Annotated in this window: 19 protein-coding genes; 9 read left to right on the top strand and 10 right to left on the bottom strand. The window is 72.1% G+C overall.

The window, feature by feature from the left end:
• Positions 1 to 182: 182 nt before the first annotated feature.
• Genes WMF34_RS43335 through WMF34_RS43325 form a run of 3 tightly spaced genes read right to left on the bottom strand, consistent with a single transcriptional unit; the run spans position 183 to position 4,737 of the window.
• Positions 183 to 1,208, bottom strand: a complete 1,026-nt coding sequence (locus WMF34_RS43335) for a hypothetical protein (RefSeq protein ID WP_437991491.1) — start codon at positions 1,206 to 1,208, stop codon at positions 183 to 185.
• Entirely contained in the window at positions 1,205 to 2,857 is a 1,653-nt protein-coding gene (locus WMF34_RS43330) for a M16 family metallopeptidase (RefSeq protein ID WP_437991490.1), read from the bottom strand. Before WMF34_RS43330 ends, WMF34_RS43335 begins: the two co-directional genes overlap by 4 nt.
• Positions 2,858 to 2,892: 35 nt before the next feature.
• A complete protein-coding gene (locus WMF34_RS43325; RefSeq protein WP_437991489.1) occupies positions 2,893 to 4,737 on the bottom strand; it encodes a M16 family metallopeptidase in 1,845 nt (614 codons plus the stop codon).
• 208 nt (positions 4,738 to 4,945) lie between these two features.
• On the opposite strand from WMF34_RS43325, the gene WMF34_RS43320 reads away from it, so the two are divergent.
• The 3 genes from WMF34_RS43320 (at position 4,946) to WMF34_RS43310 (ending at position 6,953) form a co-directional block, all read left to right on the top strand.
• Entirely contained in the window at positions 4,946 to 5,137 is a 192-nt protein-coding gene (locus tag WMF34_RS43320) for a DUF350 domain-containing protein (protein ID WP_231864548.1), read from the top strand.
• Between the two features lie 16 nt (positions 5,138 to 5,153).
• Positions 5,154 to 6,314: a hypothetical protein gene (locus WMF34_RS43315; RefSeq protein ID WP_437991488.1), complete on the top strand. Its 1,161-nt coding sequence runs from the start codon at positions 5,154 to 5,156 to the stop codon at positions 6,312 to 6,314.
• A 228-nt stretch (positions 6,315 to 6,542) separates the two neighbouring features.
• Positions 6,543 to 6,953 carry a response regulator gene (locus WMF34_RS43310; protein ID WP_437991487.1) on the top strand — a complete coding sequence of 137 codons (411 nt, stop codon included), beginning with the start codon at positions 6,543 to 6,545 and terminating at the stop codon, positions 6,951 to 6,953.
• Here the strand turns inward: WMF34_RS43310 and WMF34_RS43305 are convergent.
• Positions 6,950 to 7,201, bottom strand: a complete 252-nt coding sequence (locus WMF34_RS43305; protein ID WP_437991486.1) for a hypothetical protein — start codon at positions 7,199 to 7,201, stop codon at positions 6,950 to 6,952. The genes WMF34_RS43310 and WMF34_RS43305 overlap by 4 nt on opposite strands.
• A 337-nt stretch (positions 7,202 to 7,538) precedes the next feature.
• On the opposite strand from WMF34_RS43305, the gene WMF34_RS43300 reads away from it, so the two are divergent.
• Positions 7,539 to 7,970, top strand: a complete 432-nt coding sequence (locus WMF34_RS43300) for a hypothetical protein (RefSeq protein ID WP_437991485.1) — start codon at positions 7,539 to 7,541, stop codon at positions 7,968 to 7,970.
• Between the two features lie 137 nt (positions 7,971 to 8,107).
• Here the strand turns inward: WMF34_RS43300 and WMF34_RS43295 are convergent, their stop codons facing one another.
• Positions 8,108 to 8,722 carry an NAD(P)H-dependent oxidoreductase gene (locus WMF34_RS43295; RefSeq protein WP_437991484.1) on the bottom strand — a complete coding sequence of 205 codons (615 nt, stop codon included), beginning with the start codon at positions 8,720 to 8,722 and terminating at the stop codon, positions 8,108 to 8,110.
• Between the two features lie 68 nt (positions 8,723 to 8,790).
• Between WMF34_RS43295 and WMF34_RS43290 the strand changes: the two genes are divergently transcribed.
• Positions 8,791 to 9,798, top strand: coding sequence for a LysR family transcriptional regulator (locus tag WMF34_RS43290; protein WP_437991483.1), 1,008 nt, complete (start codon positions 8,791 to 8,793; stop codon positions 9,796 to 9,798).
• A gap of 55 nt (positions 9,799 to 9,853) precedes the next feature.
• Positions 9,854 to 10,807 (top strand): class I SAM-dependent methyltransferase, encoded by a 954-nt coding sequence (locus WMF34_RS43285; protein WP_437991482.1) that lies wholly within the window; start codon positions 9,854 to 9,856, stop codon positions 10,805 to 10,807.
• Between the two features lie 80 nt (positions 10,808 to 10,887).
• Here the strand turns inward: WMF34_RS43285 and WMF34_RS43280 are convergent, their stop codons facing one another.
• The 4 genes from WMF34_RS43280 to WMF34_RS43265 form a co-directional block, all read right to left on the bottom strand.
• Positions 10,888 to 11,868 (bottom strand): HTTM domain-containing protein, encoded by a 981-nt coding sequence (locus tag WMF34_RS43280; RefSeq protein ID WP_437991481.1) that lies wholly within the window; start codon positions 11,866 to 11,868, stop codon positions 10,888 to 10,890.
• On the bottom strand, positions 11,865 to 12,419 hold the full coding sequence (locus tag WMF34_RS43275) for a hypothetical protein (RefSeq protein WP_437994705.1): 555 nt from the start codon (positions 12,417 to 12,419) through the stop codon (positions 11,865 to 11,867). The genes WMF34_RS43280 and WMF34_RS43275 overlap by 4 nt, the downstream gene beginning before the upstream one ends.
• 238 nt (positions 12,420 to 12,657) lie before the next feature.
• Positions 12,658 to 12,981 (bottom strand): hypothetical protein, encoded by a 324-nt coding sequence (locus WMF34_RS43270; RefSeq protein ID WP_437991480.1) that lies wholly within the window; start codon positions 12,979 to 12,981, stop codon positions 12,658 to 12,660.
• Between the two features lie 231 nt (positions 12,982 to 13,212).
• The gene (locus WMF34_RS43265; RefSeq protein ID WP_437991479.1) at positions 13,213 to 13,452 is read right to left on the bottom strand and encodes a hypothetical protein; all 240 of its coding nucleotides are present in this window, start codon (positions 13,450 to 13,452) and stop codon (positions 13,213 to 13,215) included.
• Positions 13,453 to 13,728: 276 nt separating this feature from the next.
• Between WMF34_RS43265 and WMF34_RS43260 the strand changes: the two genes are divergently transcribed.
• Both WMF34_RS43260 and WMF34_RS43255 read left to right on the top strand, forming a co-directional pair.
• The gene (locus WMF34_RS43260; protein WP_437991478.1) at positions 13,729 to 15,291 is read left to right on the top strand and encodes a hypothetical protein; all 1,563 of its coding nucleotides are present in this window, start codon (positions 13,729 to 13,731) and stop codon (positions 15,289 to 15,291) included.
• A 191-nt stretch (positions 15,292 to 15,482) separates the two neighbouring features.
• Positions 15,483 to 16,190 carry a hypothetical protein gene (locus WMF34_RS43255; RefSeq protein WP_437991477.1) on the top strand — a complete coding sequence of 236 codons (708 nt, stop codon included), beginning with the start codon at positions 15,483 to 15,485 and terminating at the stop codon, positions 16,188 to 16,190.
• A gap of 1,270 nt (positions 16,191 to 17,460) precedes the next feature.
• Here the strand turns inward: WMF34_RS43255 and WMF34_RS43250 are convergent.
• Positions 17,461 to 18,405, bottom strand: coding sequence for a hypothetical protein (locus tag WMF34_RS43250; RefSeq protein WP_437991476.1), 945 nt, complete (start codon positions 18,403 to 18,405; stop codon positions 17,461 to 17,463).
• Between the two features lie 760 nt (positions 18,406 to 19,165).
• On the opposite strand from WMF34_RS43250, the gene WMF34_RS43245 reads away from it, so the two are divergent.
• Positions 19,166 to 20,290 (top strand): glycosyl hydrolase, encoded by a 1,125-nt coding sequence (locus WMF34_RS43245; RefSeq protein ID WP_437991475.1) that lies wholly within the window; start codon positions 19,166 to 19,168, stop codon positions 20,288 to 20,290.
• Positions 20,291 to 20,392: the final 102 nt, after the last annotated feature.

Here is a 20,392-nt window from a genome sequence, read left to right as displayed (position 1 = left end):
GGCAGGAATCAGGAACGACGGAAGCGCCTCGCTCGGGAGTCTCCGGATCCACCATGAGGTGCACAAGGGTGGTGGATCAGCGCCTTACGGCGCCATCGCCCCGGTCAGAACGTGATCTCTCGTGCGTTCGCCAGCCGGTTCGTCCGGCCGTGAGGGAAAGGAGGCGGCGCGTCCCGGGACGGTCACGGCGAGACGCAGGGCACGCTCGGCGCGGCGTCCGGCGAGAGGAGCGGCGGCAGCCAGCGCCGCAGCACCAGAGGCACCATGGCGTCGTGGGGCATCGGATCCGTCGGGACGAGCGGCTCGAGCTCGCGGAGGACGCCGGGCGCCGCAGGGTGCGCCTCGACGCCGCGCTGGAAGGCGCGGCGGAAGTCGGCGATGGGGCGCTTGGCCCAGGTCATCGTCTGCCACGACACGACGACGTGCGTGGTCGGGCGCGAGCGCGCGAGGGGGAGCGCGATGTCGGCGTCCATGCACGTGTCGATCACGAGCGCCGCGTGCACGGGGGTGGACGCGCTCAAGGCGGCGGCGATGCCGCCCGCCTTGTTGCAGCCGCCGCCGGAGTGGCCCGCGACGACGACGCGCGCTCGGTCGAGGGTCGCGACGCCGCGCAGCCGCGCGGCCGTGGCGTCGAGGAACACGTCCAGATCGAAGGCAGGCCAGCTCGTCCGCGCGACGGCGACCGCCGCCGGGAGCACGGCGCTCGGCGCGGCGACCAGCATCGGCGGGATCTGGCCCGCCTCCATGAGCTGCGCCGCGATCCGGCGCACGTCGCCCTCCCGGCCGCCCCCCATCCAGCGGTGCTCGATCCGCGCCTCGTTGGTGCCGTGCAGGAACACGAGGATCGGCAGCGGCCGCGCGGGATCGGCGGCCGCCAGGCGGTGCACGAAGGCGCGACCGCGCCAGCGCCGCTCCGGCGGCACCGGGGGCGCGGCATCCTCGGCCCGCGCTGCGCCCTGCTCGGCGGCGCCGCTCGCCGGCGCAGACGGGTGCTCGTAGTCGTACGTCGCGCCGTCGAGCTGCGCGGGTGCCGACGCCGCCGGCGTCGACGCCTGCGGCGCTGCGGCCGCCGGCGCAGGCTTCGGCTGCGCCCCCACGGCGCCCGGGGAAGACACGGCCGCGAGCCCCGCCGCGAGCGCGAAGGCGCGCGTCGCGGGCGCTGGACCGCGCGCCGTCGCGCGCGGGGCGCGGCGCCCGGCGGCCGTCACCGCGGCTCCTCTGCCGGCGCCGCGCGGCCAGCGCCGGGCGCCGGGGCGGGCGAGGCGCTCGCGTCCCGCGGGATCGTGCGCTTCCGCTCGAAGGCGCGGGTCGGGTCGAGCACCTTGACGTCCCCGAGGCGGCTCAGCATCGGGCCGATCGCCTGGGCGTCGCCCACCACGACGATCGCGGCGTGCGCCGGTCGCACGCTGTCGTGCGCGACCTTGCCGGCGAAGGCCGGCGTGATGTCCCGGAGCTCCTTGCGGTAGCTCTCGTGGTGGTCGTCCGGCAGATCGAGCGCCTGCATGACGGCGATCTCGTCCGCGAGCCCGGTGGCCGTCCCGAGGCCGAGGCCGAGGCCGGCCGCGAGCCGCCGCGCCGCGGCGTCGACCTCGTCCTGCGAGGGCGCCGCGGCCGCGAGCTGCTCCGCGTGCTCGAGCATCGCCTGCGCGGCGAGGCCCGTGCGCGCCGCAGGGACGCGGACGTGGGCCAGGAGCGGGACGGGCCCGTGCGCGACGTCGAGCGGCGCCGCGGACACGTCGCGCGCCGGCCCGCGCGGCTCGAGCAGCTCCTGCGAGAGGCGCCCGGAGGGGCCGCCGAGGACCTCGCCCGCGACCGCGAGCGCGGGCCACTCCGAGGCGCCGCGCTCGGGGCCGAGCACGCCGAGGAAGAGCTCGCTCTCCGCGCTCTTCGGGCGATCGACGATCGTGATCTTGAGCGACGCCGGAGGCACCGGCTCGGTGAACGAGAGCGCCGGCGGCTCGGCGCCGCGGCGGTCGGTGAAGGCCTTCTCCACCGCCGCGCGCGCGGCCTCGGGCGTCGTGTCGCCCGCCACCACCACCACGGTGTTCTTCGGGACGTACCACGCCGCGTGGAACGCGCGGCAGTCGGCGGCGGTGATCTGCGGGAGCTCCGCCGCGGTCGCGCCGAACGAGGCGTAGGGGTGCAGCTCGGTCGGGAGCGCGTAGAGGTCGCGGAAGAGGACCATCAGCGCTCCCCAGCGGGCGTCCGAGCGCGCGCGCTCCCTCGCCGCCTCGGCGGCCTGGGCCTTCAGCTTGGCGAGCTCCGCGGCGTCGAGGCGCGGCCGCTGCACGACGTGCCCGAGCAGCAGGGCCGCCTCCGCGAGGCGATCGCTGGGCGCGCGCAGCCCGATCACGGTCGCGTCGAGGCCGGTGTCCACCCGCAGGGAGGCGCCGAGCGACTCGACGCGCGCGAGCAGCTCGCGGCCGGGGAGGCCGCCCGCGCCCCCGCGCAGGAGGAGCTCGCCCGTGATCGCGGCGAGCCCCGTGCGCTCGCCGTCGGCCGCGGAGCCGCCGCGGATGACCACGCGGACCTCCACGAGCGGCAGCGCGCGGGTCACCGCCGTGGCGACGCGGAGGCCGCTCGGGAGCTCGGCCCAGGCGATGGCGGGCATGCGCGCGGGCTTCGCGGGGCCGGACGGCGGCGGCTGCTCCCCGCGAGCGACCTCGGCCGGCGGCGCCGCTGGCGCAGACGTCGCCGGCGCAGACGCCGCCGGCGCGCCCGCCTGCGCGGGCGGCTGCGGCGCCCGCCCAGCAGCGCAGCCGCACGCCACGGCGGCCGCGAGCGCCGCGGTCCAGGAGAGCCAGGGGCGCGCTATTCGTCGCCCGCGCAGGTCGCGTCGCTCGCTTCGCTCGTTCATCGCGTCACGCGTTCTCCGTCGCTCGGCTGTTCGCGTCACTTCTTCGTGGGTTTCGCCGGCTTCGCCGGCGCCGGATCCGGCGCGGGCCGGCTCGCCCCGCCGTGCGCCTTCGCCGGGCGCTCGCCCGGCGCGGCCTTGCCCGCGCCCTTGCCCGGCGCGGCCTTGCCCGGCGCGGCCTTGCCCGCGCCCTTGCCCGGCGCGGCCTTGTCCGCTCTCTTGTTCGGCCCGGCCTTGCCCGCGCCCTTGCCAGGCGCCGCTTTCTCTGCGCCCTTGCCCGGCGCCGCCACCTCAGCGTCCTGCTCCGGCGCCGCGGCGCGCGCCCCGCCTTTCGGCCGCGGCGCGCCGGCCGACGCGCGCGGCGGCGAGGAGGCTCCCGGCAGCCCAGGGGGATACGTCTCTACGATCGTCCGGCGCGTCGGGCCGAGGTGGTCGCGCGCGACGCGCTGCACGTCCTCCCGGGTCACCGCGAAGTAGCGCGCGAGCTCCCCGTTCAGGTGGGCGGCGTCCCCGAAGAGGAGCTCGTGCTCGCCGAGCGCCCGCGCCCGCGCGCTCGCGTCCGCGAGGCCCGCCACGAACGCCGACTGGAGCAGCCGGCGCGCCCTCGTCAGCTCGGCCTGCGAGGGTCCCGCCGTCGCGAGCGCCCGGATCTCGCCCTCGATCAGCTTCTCGACGTCGCCGACCCGGGCGTCCTCGGCGAGCCGCACGTCGATGGAGAAGAGATTGGGCCCGCGGTGGCCGTCGATCGCGACCCGCACCGACCGCGCGACCGCCTTGTTCCCGACGAGGAGAGCTTCCAGCCGCGAGCTCTCGCCGCGCCCGAGCAGGGAGGCCGCGACTGCGAGCGCGTGGTGATCCGGGTGCTCGCGCGGCGGCACGGCCCACCCGTAGAGGATCGACGGCGCGCGGGCCGCGCTGTCCCTCACGACGCCGGTGCGCTGGCTCGTCTGCTCGGGGAAAGGCACGTCCTTGAAGGGCGCGGCGGAGACGGCGGGGATGCCGTCGAAGTACTCGTGCACGAGCGCCATCGCCGCGCCCGCGTCGAAGCCGCCGGCGATCGCCAGCACCGCCCTGTTCGGGCCGTAGTGGGCCGCGTGGAAGTCGCGGGCCCACGAGAGCTCGGCGCCCGCGAGATCGTCCGCCGCGCCGAGCGCCGGGTGCTCGTGGGGCCAGTACCCCTGGAAGACGAGCTCGCGGAGCCGGATCGCGCCCTGGCCATGGGCGGCGCCGAGGACCGCGCCGCGGCGCTCGAGCGCGCCCCTGCGCTGCGCCTCGAAGCCCTCTGCGCTCGGCGCGGGCGCCCTCATGCGATCGGCCTCGATCCACAGCGCCAGCGCGAGCTCGTTCGCGGGCAGCGCCGCCGTGAAGGTGGTGCGATCGACGTCCGCCTCTGCGTGGAGCTCGCCGCCGCGCCCGGCCACGAGGCGCTGGGGCTCGCCCGCCGGCAGGCTGCGGCTGCTCCGGGCCATCGAGTCCATCACGAGGCGCGCCACGCCGCTCCTGCCGCTCGGCTCGTCGCGCGAGCCCGCGTCGTACGTCACGGCCACCGCGACCGTGGGCGAGCTCTCATCGGGGCTCAGCACCACGCGCATCCCGTTCTTCAGCGTGACCCGCTCGACGGGCAGCGCGAGATCGAGCGGCGCTTCCGCCGCAGCCGCCGCCGCGCTCCTCGGCGCCCCCGCCGTGTGCGCCGCCTTCCCGATCGGCGCGCCACCGCCGCGCGCCGCCTTGCCGGCCGGCACGCCCGCCGCCTTGCTGGCCGGTAAGCCCGCCGCCTTGCCGGACGGAGGCGCTGCCGCGGCGAGGTGGGGCGCGCCTGCGCAGAGCAGGCCGAGCGCCGCGAGCGCGGCCGTGAGGGCGCGGCGGGGCAGGGTTCGGCTCACGATCGTGGACACCGCAGGGCGATAGCACGTCGCCGCCCGGGCGCGCGCGTCGAGGAGGCGCAGCGACCGCGCTTCACCCTGCCGGCCGACTCGCGTAGGCTCACGCCCCCAGCTCACGACGTCACGAGCGCGCGCCGCGCGCCGCCCCGCGCCGCCCCACGCCCAGAGAGAACCGCCGATGCCCGACGTTGAAAATTTGATCAAAGCCGTGATCGGAACGCTCGTCTTCGTCGCCCTCGGGTTGCTCGTCTTCGGGCTGGCGTTCGTGCTGATCACGAAGCTCACGCCCTTCTCCATCCGCAAGGAGATCGAGGACGACCAGAACACGGCGCTCGCGATCGTGATCGGCTCGGTGATCCTGGGCCTCGCCTGGATCATCTCCGCGGCCATCCACGGCTGACGCGCGGGTCTCGGCGTTGGCCTCGGCCGGGCCCGACCTCCTCGGCGCGCTGCCGGCCGGGCCCAGCGGCGCGGCCCGCGGCGGCTTCATGTGGAGCCGCCGCGTCGACCTCGCGGTGTTCGGCGGCTCCGCGGCGGTCGCCCTCGCCCTCGCCGCGCTCTCGACCGGGGGCGCGCTCCCGGCCTGGGGCTTCCTGCTCTTCGTGGTCGGCGTCGACGTGGCGCACGTGCACACGACGCTCTTCCGCACGTACCTCGACCCGGAGGAGCTCCGCCGCCACCCCGCGCTCTACGCCGGCGTGCCGCTCGCCTGTTACGCCGCAGGCGTCGCGCTCCACCTCGCCTCCGAGCTCACCTTCTGGCGCGCGCTCGCCTACGTGGCCGTGATCCACTTCGTCCGCCAGCAGGTCGGGTGGGTCGCGATCTACCGCGCGCTCGCGGGCGAGCGCTCGCGCGTCGATCGCCTCCTCGACGACGCGCTCGTCTACGCGGCGACGGGGTGGCCGCTCCTTTACTGGCACGCACACCCGCCCCGCGCGTTCCAGTGGTTCGTGGACGGCGATTTCGTGAGCGCGCCCTGGCTCGCGGCCGCGGTGGGCCCGCTCGGCGCGGTGTACGCCGCGCTCGCCGCCGCGTACGTCGCCCGCGCGATCCAGCGGGCCTGCGTCGACCGCGCGCCGCTCAACCTCGGCAAGCACGTCGTCGTCGGGACGACCGCGGCGACGTGGTACGTCGGCATCGTCGCGACCGACAGCGACTTCCAGTTCACGGTCACCAACGTGATCGTCCACGGGGTCCCGTACATGGCGCTCGTCTTCGCGTACGCCCGGGAGCGGGCCCGCGAGGCGCCGCGCTCGCTGCTCGCGCGGGTCCTCGCCGCCGGGCTCCTCGCCTTCCTCGGCGTCGCGCTGGCGCTCGCGTTCGTCGAGGAGATGCTCTGGGACCGGCTCGTCTGGCACGACCGGCCGGAGCTCTTCGGCGGCGACGTGGCCGAGCCGCTCCTCGGCCCGCGCGCGCGAGCGCTGCTCGTGCCGCTGCTCGCGCTGCCGCAGGCGACCCATTACATGCTCGACGCCGTGGTCTGGCGCCGCCGCCACACCCGCCCTGCCCAGGCGCGCGCGCTCGGGTTCCGGCCGGGAACGACCGAGCGCGAGCGGGGCGAGAGCGGAGAGGCTTGACCCGCGGCGCAACTCCCGTAACCCTCGGCGCTTCGCATGGCTTCGCTCGCGGTGCCCGTGCTCCCGCCACGCCCCTCGCCCGCTGCTCGGCGCGGAGCGGCGCCGCCCCCGCGTAGCCCGGAACCATGTCCGGAGAAGATCCGACGATGCTGAAGGCATGCAATGCGTGCGCGGTGCTCGCCTGCTATCGCTCCTGCATGCTTGCGCAGTCTGGAAGAGGTAACAGCGATGAGTGAACCCTTGCCAACCGACGGGCTCGACGGGCCGCGCGTGACGCCGATTCCGCCGAACCCGCGCGCCCCCATCCTCCTGGTCGACGACGACGCCGAGCTCCGCGAGATGCTCCGCGAGATGCTCGAGTCGTCGGGCTACGATGTCTACTGCGCCAGCAACGGCAGGGAGGCGCTCGATCTCCTGCACCAGGCGGACCCGCCGCCCGGGCTCATCCTGCTCGATCTCATGATGCCGATCATGACCGGCGAGGAGATGCTCGCCGCGCTGAAGCAGGTGCACGCCCTCGCGGCGATCCCGGTGACCATCGTCTCCGGCCACGACGGCCCGCCCGAGGGCACGGCCTACCTGAAGAAGCCGGTCGACTTCAGCGCGCTGCTCGGCGTGGTCCAGAAGACCTGCGGCTAGCCGCTCAGGTCGACCGCGCCCACAACGTCGACCTGCGCGTCGACCGGCGCGTCGACCAGGGCACCGACCTCGACCGGCGATGGCGACCGCGGGCTCATCGCCGCGAACGCGAGGAGCGCCACGACGGTCAGCAGGAGCGCGAGCGCGAACGCCGCGGCGAGGAACAGGATGCCGAGCGACGCGCGCTCGCTCCCGGCTTCGCCCGCGCCCTGGTCCGGGTCCTCGTCGCGCCGCTCCGGCTCATCCACGCTCCGCCCTCCGCTCGCCGGCTGTGCTTACCGCCTCGCGCGAGACGGCGCAACGGACGCAGCGAGGAACTCCGTGTCCGCCGCGCGCGACGGGCGCGGCGGCGTCCTCGGCGGACGCGCCCGTCCGGACATTGTCTGTCCGGAAGGGCCATCGCCGTCCGCCTCCAACGGCTGTAGGTTCGCCTCCTCGGAGGGCGTGAGAATGGCAGAAGGCCGCACCAGCGACGCTGCGGAGAAGAGCGGACAGGCGAGCTCCGATCGCCTGTGGATCCTTGTCAACACAAGTCTTCGTGAGTCTGCGTCAGAGCGCGTAAGTGGCCGCCCTCCCCGGGAAACCATGGTGATACGTGACGGCGATACCCTCCTCGTCAGCGTCGATGTCGGCCGGGGCCGCGGCGCGGCGCTCACGGTGCCATTCAACATGGTAGAGCTCGGCCGCCTCGAGGCGACGCTGGTGGTGCGGCTCGCGGCCACCTCCGCCCCGTGCGCCGCCTGCATCGACGAGAGCCTTGCCAGGGCGGCTCAGGAGCCCGGGGGGCTCGACACGGAGCGCGTCCTCCGGGCGGTGCGCGCCGCGATCGCCGGCTGCGCGCAGCGCGCGCACGGCGAGGCCGCCCGCGGCGCGGCCGACGCCGGCGGGCCTCCGCCGGAGAGCTCGGGCCCGCGGCCGTGGGGCGCGCTCCGGCTGGCGCCGCTCAACGCGCCTCACGTGCCCGCGGGGGGCGCGCCGGGAAAGGAGAGCGAGCTCGATATCCTGCTGATCATCTGAGTCGGGACTTCGCGCTTCCCGGGAGGCGCGCATGCCGGCTCTCGATCCGGCGTCGCGGCGCGCAAATCCGGCTCAGCGCCCCGGCTCACCGAGCACGCAATCTCGACCCATCCTGCGCGCATCGCAGGATGCCGCCTTCACGCAACAGCCAGCGTGCGGGAGGATCTGGCGGGGAACTGCCGCGCATCCCGCTCGCCGATGCGCTCCATCTCCCGGAGCCAGGCCGCTCGTTGCTCGGGGGTCCGCGTCTTCTGATCGAAGAAGGTGGTCTCGCGGACGGGCCCGAAGCCGACGAAGCGCAATGTCGCGTTGATGAACGACGTATGGACGGAGCGCCAGTGCCAGAATCGGTACCACCAGCCCGGGCTATCCATCGTGGTCACGACGCGCGCGCTGCGGCCGGCGAGCAGCCCTTCGGGCAGCGCGCTCCGCTTTCGGTAGGCGAACGACCATCCTGGCAAGAAGGTGCGATCGATGAAGCCCTTGACCAGCGCGGGTGGCGCTGCCCACCAGGTTGGGAAGAACCAGGCCACGTGGCTCGCGCGCTCGATGGTGGCCTGCGCCCGGCGGAGATCGGGCTCGAGCTCCTGCTGACCGCTGAAGCCAGCGCGCAGGTGCGGATCGAAGGCGAGCGAGCGCAGGGCCAAAAGCTCGACGCGGGCTCCGCCTCTCTCGAGGCCGCTGGCGTAGGCCCGCGCGAGCGCGTCGCTCAGGCTGTCGGGGGCTGGGTGACCTAGGATGACGAGGTGCATGCGTCGATCTTGACCATGCAGCAGCGTCTGGGTAGACGGTTCCACGCAGGCGTGCCATGCGTGGGTGCATGGCACGCTCTCCCGCGCTCCCGCCCGCAGGCAGGCCGCTCGCCGACCTGGATTGGGCCGATCTGCGCCTCTTCCTGGAGGTAGCGCGCGCCGGCAGCTTCTCGGCCGCCGGCCGCAGGCTCGGCATCGAGCAATCGACGGTGAGCCGGCGCATGGCGACCTTCGAACGGACGCTCCGGGTGGCGGTCTTCGATCGGCTGCCGGGAGGCTCGATGCTCACCCCGCTCGGCGAGCAGCTCCGCCGCCACGTCGAGTCGATGGAGGCCGGCGCCGACCAGTTCGTGCGCGAGGCCAGCGGCCACGAGAGAGAGGCCGAGGGCTTGGTCCGACTGGCGCTCACGGAGTCGATCGCCGTACACAGCGTCATCCCGCGCGTGCTCCCGGCACTTGCCGAGAGGCACCCGCGCGTCTCCCTCCACCTGCTGACGAGCTACGAGGTGGCCGATCTGGGCCACCGTGAGGCCGAGATCGCCGTGCGCTTCTTCCGGCCGAAGAGCGGTGATCTGGTGGCCGCGCGGATCGTCACCCTGCCCACGGCGCCTATCGTCCACCGCAGGCTCTCGAAGAAGGGCCGCGACGAGCTCGACTGGGTCGGCGTCGATCTGGGCCGCACCCCGACCGTCGAGGACGACTACCAGAAGCGGCATGTAAAAAAGGCGCCGAAGCTCGTCGTGAGCAGCTACATCGCCCAGATCGAGGCCGTGCGCGCGGGGCTCGGCGCCGCGGTCTTGCCGTCCAGCGCGCTCGATCTGGACGACGACCTGGTGGAGCTCGATCTGGGCCTGCCCAGAGGTCCAGTGCTCGAGCTCTGGCTCGTCACGCCACGCGGCCTGCGCCAGGTGCCGCGCATCGCCGCCGTGTGGGGCGCGCTCGAAGAGCATCTCCAGTTCCTGAGCTCGCCGCGACGCGCGCGGGCGCGCGGGCGCTCGGCGGATCCTCAGCAGCGATCGCGGCTTCGGCCGGCAGGGCATGAGCCGGATGCGAGCAGAGGCCCGCCCGCCAGGTAGCGTGTCCGCAGGCGAGCTTCAGCGTCGGGAACCCGTGGGAGAAAGGGACAGAATCATGCTGGACAGGATCTGGGATCGTCATCGCGCCGCCGGGCTCGACGCGGCGGCGGCCGCCGTCGCGGCGCCGTCGCCGGAAGGCCTTTGCTACCTCGCGATGCTGGCGTTCTCCGACGAGCGCTACGCGGACGCCGCGACCTTCGCCGCCCGCGCCGCGGCGGCCTCGCCGGCAGACCCCCTGTTCCAGGCGGCCGCGGCGCACCTCGCGCGGGTCGCCCGGGAGGGGAAGCGCAATGTCTACGTGTCCGCGGAGGGGTTCGCCGCCTTCATCCGCGGCGGCGGCAATGTGCCGCTCTACCGGGAGACAAGCGCGGCGCTCGCCGGCCAATACCCCGAGGCGCCGTTCGATCTGCTCGATATCGGCGCCGGTGATGGACTGGCGCTCCTGCCCGCGCTGACGCCGGCCGTGCGGCGGGTCACCGTGGTGGAGCCGGCGGCGCCGCTGCTCGAGCGTTGCGCCGCAGCGCTCTCCGCGCGAGGGGTCGACTTCGAGGCCTTCGCCGGGCGACTCCAGGATCTCGCCGCCGACCCCGGCATGGCGCCGCGGCGCTGGGCGGTGGCGCAGGCGACCTTCTGCCTGCACGCGATCGCCCCGCCCGAGAGGCCAGCGCTTCTCCGCTGGGCGCGCGCGCATTGCGATCTCCTGCTCGTCGCCGAGTTCGACGCGCCGCGCATGGACGAGCCGCTCTTGCCGGACACCGCGCGGCACGTGCTCGCGCGCTACCGTGCAGGGCTGGCCGAGTACGCCGGCGCCGATCTCGACACGGTCGCGCAGGGCTTCCTGATGCCGGTGCTCTTCGGTTATGTGGACCGCGGCGCCACCCGCACCACGTTCGAGCACCCCATCGACGACTGGGCGGCGCTGCTGCACGAGGCCGGCTTCGCGCGCGTCGACCGCCGGCTGCTCCATCACTACTGGTGGGCGCCGGCCTGGATGCTGGCGGCGCGCTGAGGCGCCTTTCGGGCTCTCTGGCGCGCAAGCTGGCTCCGGGCGCTGACGGGCCTCCTGCGCCAGAACAGGCCAGCTCGAGGTCAAGCGTCGCCGCGCCGAGCACAGCGTGCCGCAGCGGACGGCGCTCGCGCCTGTCGAGGGTCCGCCTTCACGCCAAACGCGGCAAGGGTGAACACCGACATGATGGCGCCGAAGACATCGAGCCTCATGAAGACCGCGATCCCGACATGCAATCCGACCGTGGCTGCCACCCAGAGCCGCCGGGTCCGACGTGGCCAGATGAAGAACGGGTACCCGATCTCCACGAGCAGCACGAGCCACCCCGCGGCCACGGCGATCCAGGCGTGGTGAGCGAGCCATGAAAAATCGAACCGCCGGTACTCGGGCAGCATGAGCGATCGCCATATCGCGTCGCCGTCCCACCACGCTGCGCCCAATGCCTTCTCCACGCCGCTCGAGAGGTAGACGAAGCAAAGGTGCAGCTGCACCACCCGCAACGCGAGGCGCGCCGTCGCGCTCGGCTCGGGCGGCGCTCGCCCAGAGGCACGATCGAGCGACAGCGCAGCTCCAGAAGGCATGAAGACGAGGTAGAACAGGAAGATGTTCGCGAACTGATCCGCCCCGTAGTTCGTCCTCTCCGCGGTCATCATCAGCATGAAATGCAAGAGCCAGGCGCACGCCGCGGAGAACCTCGTCCTCCAGCCGAGCAGGAGGCCAGCCAGCGACAGCACGTAGAGCACACCCACGCCGGCGATCACGGAGCTCTCGCCGACCCCGAAGCGCGAGAATGCGTTCACGACGTGGCCGATCCGGGGGAAGCCGCTCGCGCCAGACCCGTCGAGGAGCTGTCCCTGGACGATGCCCGAGCGCCCGTACAGCTCGTCAACGATGGGCGCGATCAGCGCCGCCTGCGTCAAGAGCACCGACGCGAGCCCTATCCGGAGCGCCGCCAGGGGCCGCGCCGACGCGGGCGCGAGCGCGAATCGCCGCACCGAGCCCCACAGGCGCGCAGCTGCCCCGCTGGCGTTGGGCAGGAGCAGGGTATAGATCGGCTGCCTCATGGCGTCGCCTCTTTGTTGATCTCGCCGGCAGCGAGCCGCGCCTTCAGGTTGAACTTGGCCTTGTATTCGACATTCCACCGCGGCTGCTTTCCCGCGCGGTATTCCGCCATCGAGGGCAGGTCGTAGGTCTCGAGTCGGACGACAACGCTGTCCGCCTCTGGGTGCTTGGCGAACACCTTCGCGGCCCACGACGCAACCAGGGAGCGCCTTACGGCCGGGTCCTGCTCATCCCAGAACATACCGACGATATTCTTGACGCGGAGGTCCGCTTCGCGGCTCACTCCTGTCTCAAGCGCCTCGGTCGCCAGCGTTCCCGCGCGATCCCTGACCTCGAAGGTGGCCCAGAGCAGGGGCCCGACGGTCGGAGCGAAGAAGGAATATGCGCTGCTGGCCCCGGAAAGCGCGCCATAATAGCCCACCGCACGATCCACCCAGCCGTCGTACGGCAAGCGCACATGCAGCACCCCCAGCACGAGCACCAGCCCGAGGTGGATCGCAGCGGCGGGAAGCACGAAGAGCACGCGCTTTTCTATGTTTCCTGTCTCCTCCATGGAGCTCACCCCCATGGATCCGTCGTGCGCGCGGCGTGCCACCCGCTTTCGCCACCCACGTTTCCAATGCGTCGCCATCGGGCCGCAGCGCAGGCCGCGGTCGGACGGCGACGCTCGACGTGCGATGTCTCAGCGCAATCGCCCGTGGTGGTCGACTCCGCGCCCGGCACAGCGAACCCGGTATTCCGTGATGATCGCGCCCAGCGCCGTGCCCGTCACGGTAAATTTTACTCCTGTCTTAGCGCCGATAAGGCCGGTAGTAGCCGGCTGCCGGCCGGTAATAGCCAGCAGCGGGCCGGTAGTAGCCAGCAGCGGGCCGGTAATAGCCAGCAGCGGGCCGGTAATAGCCAGCAGCGGGCCGGTAGTAGCCAGCAGCGGGCCGGTAGTAGCCGACAGCCGGCCGGTAGACGTTGCGCTCGCTGTCGAGCGACGGTGGCGTTGATGTCTCCTCGATGAGGTTCAGGTTGTCGATCGGCACGGTATTCGCCGCAGAAGCAAGCGCGGAGATCCCGCACACGCCTGCGCTGACGGCGATGAGGCCAAGAATTCTCACATGCTTCATTTGTCGGCTCCTTCCTTTCCGGTCGCGCCCGTGGGCGCGTCATTGCGTGACGTTGCACCCACGGGCACGATGGTGCGCCCATGACGATGCAGGGGACGGGCCGGGTCCGACCGGCGCGGCACGTGGCAGGCTGCTGATCACAGCGCACGAATCATCCCTGAAATGTGGGCTGGCCAGGGGAATGTGCGCAATGCGTGAGCAGCGCGCTCCGGCATTGAAGCATCCGCGGCACTACAGCCATTCATGGCCGTCAAGAAACTGCCCCAGCAGGGAGCATCCAGGATCTCGGGAGACCCTGTTCAGGAACCTGCGGAGGTCCTGGCGAGACGCCATGAATTTGGCGTGTGAACCGGCGCCGAGCCACCTCGCTCCCCAGGGCAGCGGTCCCTCCTCGTTCGTGAAGGTGCCCGCCGGCCCGTTCGCGTCGAGCAGCGCCAGCCGCACCGGCTCGCCCCCCGCCGAGTTACCCACCTGTCCGGTATCATGGAGTGTCTGCGCCCCGTGCGGAGCGCCGGCACATCAGAGGGCGGTTCGCAGGAAAGGATCTGGAGCTGTGCCGACATGGGCCATTGCTGCGGAGGGAATCCCGCGTGCACCGTGGCACATGACGCGCTCACATCACCGAAATCACGCGGAAGCCTCGCGAATGCGCCTGGCCTACCGCTTGCTGATTGTGCCAGCGCGACGAGATCGCTGCGCTTTGCACAGGCGCTGCGTCCCGCGTCTTGCTGTCAAGGAGAGGTGACCATGTCCATCCTGTTCAGCGCCTGCGCCCGGTGGATCGTCCTCGCTGCGACCGCGGCATCGATCGGACTCGCCGGTTGCGAGCGTGGTGCTGGCAACTCCAACCAGACCGGCTTCATCTCCGGCAATCCGACGGGTCCCCGCGGCGGCGATCCGGCGGGTGATGGCTCGGCCAGCGGGGAGCGGCTCGTCGCCGTCTCCGACGTGGGTGTCGAGGCCTTCGGCATCGAAGATCGCGGCGCCCCGGCCAAGGTCGCCGAGTTCGCGCTCGCGACGCTCGCCGACAGCACGGTCGCTGTCGACGACATCGTGGTCCGCATCGGCGGCGCCTCGCTCGAGATCGCGCCGGCCGCGAGCCCGGGCCTCGCCGAGCCGATCGCCAGGCTCGACGGCGCGGCGCTGTACACGGATGCCCCCGGCTGCCAGCGCTACCTCGGCAATGCCCGCATCTTCGCGCACGGACAGCACGTCTACGTGCTCGCGCAGACAGGGAATGCCGCGTTCACGCGCCTCGCGATCGTCGATGTCGGGGACCCCGCCGCGCCGCGCGTGGTCGCCCAGCGCGATCTGCCCTTCAGCCCCGGCGCGCTGTACGCGAATCCCTCCGGCGCCCTCGTGTCCGCGGGCGACTCCGTGGTTCAGGCCGGCAGCACCCTCGTGATCCGTGGCGTCAGCGATGACGGCTACTACGCTTTCGAGGAGGACCGGCCCCCTCACGAGGCGTGGCTCGATCTGCTCGACCTCTCCGACCCGCTGAACCCGCGGCACAGCTCGGTGGCGCTCCCGGACGGCGCCGGCCACACGGGCCTTCAGCTCGACGGCACCACGGTGCTCGTCTCGCGCTGGACGCCGCTGCCCGACGACCCCTCCAGGGCGCGCTTCTATCTCGATCGCATCGACGTCGCGGACCCATCCTCGCCGGTGGTGCGGGCGCCGGTCAACGTGCCCGGCTCGCTGCTCGCGTTCGATGGCGCGTCGAGCAGGCTGCTCACGACGGATTACGAGACCGTCGAGACCCCGGTGGTGGGGAGGGAGGCGTGTGCTCGCGCCTTCGCATCGAACGCGGCGTTCACGCCGGCGGCCGCCGGCGATGACGCCGGTCCGGGCGTGTGCAGGGGCACGCGGAGGACGCTCAAGCTCCTCGATCTCGGCGACACGAGCGCGCAACTCCTGGACGAGAGTCCAGTGGACGACACCGCGGTGGTCATGAAGGCGCTCGCTGGTGAAAACCGCGCCTTCCTGTCGGTGGAGGACGCCGGCCACGACGGAAGGTCCTCGATCCTCGTGGCCGGCGGGCTGCAGGAGGGCAGCTTGAACACCGCGACGCAAGAGCTCGCGGGCTTCGACCCCAGCTATGGCCCGCTGCTCCTCGCGGACGGAGCGCGCCTCCTCGTCGTCGACAACTACTGGCCCACGCTCTCCGTCCTCGACGCGACCGACCTCACCGCGCTCTCGTTCGAAAAGAAGAGCGAGCTCCCGGGGTATGTGTACCACGTGACGCTCTCCGGCGAGCGCGCGCTCTGCTCCTGGGGCTACGGCCTCGAGGCCGTGGACGTCGGCCCTTGATCCACGTCGCGCGGCCCGCGGCCGAACCGCGCCCGCGCCCGCCACACGAGAATCCGCGTCCTCCGACCAAGCCGCGTCGACCAGCGCTGGTTTGCTTGAATGACCGTCCCAGTGGCATGTCTGGTGGCAAGCCGAAGTGCATAGCGAGGAGGCGAACGATCATGCGCAGGGAATTGGAGTGTCTCAGGCCCATGAATGGACTTGCACAGATGCGCACGCTGGCGATGGGTTGCATCGCCGCGAGCGTCCTCGGCCTCGCCGCGTGCGGCGACGAGGGGCAAACGAGCAGCAACGCTGGAGGCGCGGGCGGGCAAGGCGGTGTCGGCGCCGCGGGCGGGCAAGGCGGCGCTGGAGGCGCGGGCGGGCAAGGCGGTGTCGGCGCCGCGGGCGGGCAAGGCGGTGCTGGAGGCGCGGGCGGAGGCGGATCGAGCGCGTGCGAGCCCGGCGTTTCGGGGACGGCCACGCCCGTGACGATCCGCTTCCGAAACACAGGGGCGACCGAGCTCCTGGTCGGCGACACCCAGTGCATCTCGACGTGGATCGTGACCTCATCGAGCGGCGCCGAGGCCCCGAGGAACCTGGCGAGGCCGCTGTGCGACGACGGGACCCCGATCTGCCCCGCAGATTGCCTCGAAGCTGGCTATAAGCCGCTCCCGCCTCGAGGCGAGCTGACGTTCACCTGGAACGGCGTCATCTTCGAGAGCGTCGACGCCATGGAGGCGGGGTGCCCCGCGGCTCAGGCGGGCGAGCTGTGCCCCGCGATGTGCGCGCGGCCCGTAGACGCCGCGCCGGGCAGCTACACGCTCAAGGCATACGCGTACGACGGATCGACGCCGATTGAAGCGACGGTCACGTTCACCTACCCCGAGTTGGCCGAGGTCGAGGCGGTGTTCCCATAGATAGATTGAACGGCTCGCCGGCGGGTAGTGGTTAACTTTGCCCAGAGAGAGTCCAAATGAAGGCGGGAGGAACATCGAGCTTTCTTCCCACCTTCCCGCCCTCATGTTCAAACTTGACCACCACCCGCCGGCGCTCGCCGCAGACGCCGCCGCGAGGTGATCTCTCAGCCTGCGGCGGGGGCGCGGTTCCGGGAGCATCCGGGTGGCTTAGAAATTCAGCCTGAAAGACCCGCAGCCCCCGCGATTACGGCAAGTCTCGATCCACTCGTTGCAGGCCCATGTGGCATCCACTGACGTATGGCCCCACCAGATCGTGGTTGCGTGCCGAAGCGCCTCGGAGGCCTCCGGCAAGGTGCGGGAGGTGAAGCGCCTCCTCACGACAAGGAGGCCCAAGAACGCGCAGACGAAGCGCTCACCGTCCGTCCACGGCGAGCCCATGCGCACCGAGATTTTCCAGGATGCAGTCGCGCGCTTTGAGCAACTCCTCGGGATAGCAGTTCCAGGGACGACGACGCCACTCGACGATCGGCGCTACGACCGGGTGCTCTACGTCCACATGGCGGCGCTCGCGACTGTGGAGGGGAGACCATTTACCGCCGAAACGCTGACCGGCAGCACGCTAGCTAGGGCACCGATCACGTTGAGCGAGCGAGAAGTGAACCGCCAAGGCGCCATAAGACGCCAAGATTTTTGTGATTCTCTTGGCGTCCTTGGCGCCTTGGCGGTTCGAATTCTGCTCTCTTCTGGCGGTTTCAACCCGTTTGTCGCTCTAGCTAGGAAGCCTGTAAGGCTACGCGCTCGGCGAGATGCCAGTCAACTGCGCGGTCTTGGGACAACAGTAGCCGTCGTGGTAGTGAAAGGTATTGCCTGGGTTCCGTTCTCCGCTTGCGCTCGGGCCGAACCAGCGGTTCCACTCGGGCGTCGTCCCGCTGGACCTCGCGCTCGCCGGCGGCTGCGCCGTATGGCTCCATGGGTTCGGCCGCGCGGAGGATCGACGCCTCGGCGGTGGTGGCAGAGGGGCGGGAGCTGTGGGGCGGGTGGTTGCGGCTCAGCGCCGAACGCTGGCCAGCGTGTCTCGTCGACGACGATGGCCGACACAATCGGATGATAATGCAGACTTAATTTGAGGCTGCCACCGAAGTTCGAGCAGAAGCAGCAGAGGCGACGCCTGGAGCCGGCATGGCCCCACGACCCAGCGCCGTGCCAGCATGCACCAGCCCCGTCGCCGCTCTTTCCTCGCGTGGGCTCGAGGCGGCTGGTGGCCCCCGGCTCACGAAGGGCTTCCCTCCACGCCCTCCGGGGAGGGCGTCTCCACCGCCTCTTCCCCGCCTGCCACGCGCCCGCTCCCGCCACCGTCGCTCTCCCGACGCCTGTCCGACTCACTCTCCTTCCTCGGTCGGCCCGAGTTCGGCCGGCCCGCGGCGAACAGCGAGGGGAACCGCTCCTGCACGCGCGCGCTCCTCCGCCACAGCCACAGCGCCGCCGCCCGCACCTCGTCGTAGCGCCGGCAGAGCAGCGTCCAGACCCGCACGTACCGGCCGTAGGCCTTTCGCGCCTTGGGCGTCATCGCCGTCGAGCGCCGCTGGACCATCACCCCGGCCAGTTCCCGCGCGCGCGCCGCGTCCGCGGCCCGGTAGAGCTTCCGGTCGTCCTTCACCACGTCGGCGCGAAGCTCGTAGATCCGGGCGTATCCGAGCAGGTCGTTCGCGAGGTCGCGGTGCCCGGTGCCGGGCCGCAGACGATCGAGCTCCGGCCTGATCGCCGGGTCGTCCGAGAGGTGGTACTCGCATAGCGCCTGCATGCGCCCCTCGATCTCCGTCGCCTCGCTGACGATTTCGATGGGGAGCCGCGCGTCCGTCGTCGTGAGCGCGCCGGCGGCGCGGGCCTCGGCCAGCGCATGGAGCGTGGCGAAGCACACGAGCTCGAGCTCGTGGAGGTACGTCATGTCGAACTCCTCCCGGGGCAACAGCGCGAAGCGCGCACGAACGTCGGGCGAGGACACGAATCCGGCGACGCCGAGGGCCGCATACGTGGCCGCCTCGACGTCCAGCCTCACGGTCACGAGGTCGGCCTCGGCGAGGCGGTCGAGCGCCGGGGCGAGCGCCTCGAGCGCCTTCTTGCCGATCGCAGGAGAGTAGATGGGCGAGGGATACGTCGGCTCTCCAGCTGGCATGGCGGCCGCAGAGCGCTTCTTCGACTTGATCACGGCAGGCATATCTCTCCTCCTGAAGTCTCCTCGAAAAGGGAGTCTGTCGGTTGCGTTCGACCCGGGCCGTCGCCACGCAAGCAGCGCGAGCGAACGATGGACCCGTGCCGGCGGGACCGAGCGCGCCGCGCGAAGGGGCTCCGTCGCCCGGCGTCCTTCCGTCCCGTCGAGGAGATAAATCGGGAGCTCGACCCCGATCGGGTCACGAAAATCGACCCGAGCCCGTCGTTTTCCTCGTCTCTCCGTCCGGCAGGCGCCCCTGCACGTCCGGAGATCCGTCGGCACGAGAAAGAGACGCCGGCGAGGCTCTCGGTGGGGGGCTCGGTCGACTGCGGTCAGGTCATCGTGCGCTACAGGCAATCTTGACCGTTGTGGGTCAACGTTGACCGTCACCCCCGGCAGCCTCCGTCCAGAGCTCGAGCTCTCCCCGGAGCCTCCCGACAGCTTCCAAGCAGAGTTTCAACTCACCCGGGTGGCTCCCGCCAACGTCCGGCCAGAGCTCGAGCTCTCCCCGGAGCCTCCCGACAGCTTCCAAGCAGAGTTTCAACTCACCCGGGTGGCTCCCGCCAACGTCCGGCCAGAGCTCGACATCTCCCCGGAGCCTCTCGACAGCTTCCAAGCAGAGTTTCAACTCACCCGGGTGGCTCCCGGTAGGCTCCGCTCTGAAGTTCACCACCTGCCGGTCGGCCACGACGTGCCGCGCTCGCGAGCAGCGCTCTATCCTCGTGCAAGCCCGGGATCGACCCCGAAGCCCCTTCACGAGGACCCGATGAAGAGCTGCACCCTCCTCCTCTCCCTGCTCACCGCGGCGAGCTTCGCCTCCGCGTGCGGCGGCGGCGACGACACCGGCAACGGCGGCGGCGGCGATGGCGGCAACGGCAACGGCGGCGGCGACGCCGGCAACGGGAACGGCGCGCTCCTGTTCGGCCCCTACAAGGACACCGGCGTCCACATGAACTGGGACACCAGCGTGATCTCCACGAAGGTGTCGGGGACCCAGACCGTGTTCGCCGACGACCTCAGCGCCGCCGGCGGCAACGTCGTCAGCCTGGCCTTCGCCACCGGCGAGTGCGGCAACGAGCGCTGGGGCGACGTGCCCGGCGCGGCGATGGCCGCCGCCAACGTCCCGGTGCTCGAGGCCGCCGGCGTCGGCTACATCCTGTCGACCGGCGGCGCGGCGGGCTCGTTCACCTGCGGCTCCGACGCGGGCTTTGCGGCCTTCCTCGATCGCTGGGCCGGACCGCACCTGGTCGGCGTCGACCTCGACATCGAAGCCGGCCAGTCACCACGGGTGATCGCGGCGCTGGTGCAGCGCCTCGAGACCGCGCACGCCGCGTACCCGAACCTGCGCTTCAGCCTGACCCTGGCGACCCTCGCCAACAACGAGGGCGCGTCGACGGCGCGCTCCCTCGGCAGCAACATCGGCTCGAGCCTCAACGTCCTCGGCGACACCGCCATGGCCGCGATCGCCGACGTCTTCGGCTTCGACGGCAGCGCGGCGACCTGGCCCAGCTACGTCACCGTCAACCTGATGACCATGAACTACGGCTCGCCCGGTCCCGGCGTGTGCGTCGTCTCCGGCGGCAAGTGCGACATGGGCCAGTCGGCGATCCAGGCCGCGTACAACCTGCACGATCACTTCGGCGTGCCCTACGCCAACATCGAGCTCACCCCGATGATCGGCGGCAATGACGTCCGCGGCGAGCTCTACACGCTCACCGACGTCGACGAGACCGCCGCCTTCGCCAGGTCCCAGGGCCTCGGCGGCGTCCACTACTGGTCCTACGACCGCGACGTCGACTGCCCGATCGGCGCCGCCTCGCCGGTGTGCAACTCGCTCGGAGACGCCGGCACCCGCGGCTTCCTCGCCCGGTTCCTCGCCGCGGGGCTCTGACCACAGCGCGATCGCGCGCGGCGGAGCGGCCGGAGTACGGGGTGAAGCGGCCCTGCGCCCCGGACGCCGCCCGGCCGGGGGGCCAGAGCGACCCTCCCGGTC

It is taken from the genome of Sorangium sp. So ce145 (genome assembly GCF_051525985.1).
In the GTDB taxonomy this organism is placed as follows: Bacteria; Myxococcota_A; Polyangia; order Polyangiales; family Polyangiaceae; genus Sorangium; species Sorangium cellulosum_B.
The sequence above is the reverse complement of the archived record's forward strand: the minus strand, read 5'-3'. Positions and strand labels throughout refer to the sequence as shown.

What these genes read in the sequence shown, in the direction of transcription:
- WMF34_RS43295 (WP_437991484.1), bottom strand. Translation starts at nt 8,722, where the DNA reads ATGCACCTCGTCATCCTAGGTCACCCAGCCCCCGACAGCCTGAGCGAC.
- WMF34_RS43290 (WP_437991483.1), top strand. Translation starts at nt 8,791, where the DNA reads ATGGCACGCTCTCCCGCGCTCCCGCCCGCAGGCAGGCCGCTCGCCGAC.
- WMF34_RS43250 (WP_437991476.1), bottom strand. Translation starts at nt 18,405, where the DNA reads ATGCCTGCCGTGATCAAGTCGAAGAAGCGCTCTGCGGCCGCCATGCCA.
- WMF34_RS43255 (WP_437991477.1), top strand. Translation starts at nt 15,483, where the DNA reads ATGAATGGACTTGCACAGATGCGCACGCTGGCGATGGGTTGCATCGCC.
- WMF34_RS43270 (WP_437991480.1), bottom strand. Translation starts at nt 12,981, where the DNA reads ATGAAGCATGTGAGAATTCTTGGCCTCATCGCCGTCAGCGCAGGCGTG.
- WMF34_RS43310 (WP_437991487.1), top strand. Translation starts at nt 6,543, where the DNA reads ATGAGTGAACCCTTGCCAACCGACGGGCTCGACGGGCCGCGCGTGACG.
- WMF34_RS43285 (WP_437991482.1), top strand. Translation starts at nt 9,854, where the DNA reads ATGCTGGACAGGATCTGGGATCGTCATCGCGCCGCCGGGCTCGACGCG.
- WMF34_RS43260 (WP_437991478.1), top strand. Translation starts at nt 13,729, where the DNA reads ATGTCCATCCTGTTCAGCGCCTGCGCCCGGTGGATCGTCCTCGCTGCG.
- WMF34_RS43300 (WP_437991485.1), top strand. Translation starts at nt 7,539, where the DNA reads ATGGTGATACGTGACGGCGATACCCTCCTCGTCAGCGTCGATGTCGGC.
- WMF34_RS43275 (WP_437994705.1), bottom strand. Translation starts at nt 12,419, where the DNA reads ATGGAGGAGACAGGAAACATAGAAAAGCGCGTGCTCTTCGTGCTTCCC.
- WMF34_RS43330 (WP_437991490.1), bottom strand. Translation starts at nt 2,857, where the DNA reads ATGAACGAGCGAAGCGAGCGACGCGACCTGCGCGGGCGACGAATAGCG.
- WMF34_RS43245 (WP_437991475.1), top strand. Translation starts at nt 19,166, where the DNA reads ATGAAGAGCTGCACCCTCCTCCTCTCCCTGCTCACCGCGGCGAGCTTC.
- WMF34_RS43280 (WP_437991481.1), bottom strand. Translation starts at nt 11,868, where the DNA reads ATGAGGCAGCCGATCTATACCCTGCTCCTGCCCAACGCCAGCGGGGCA.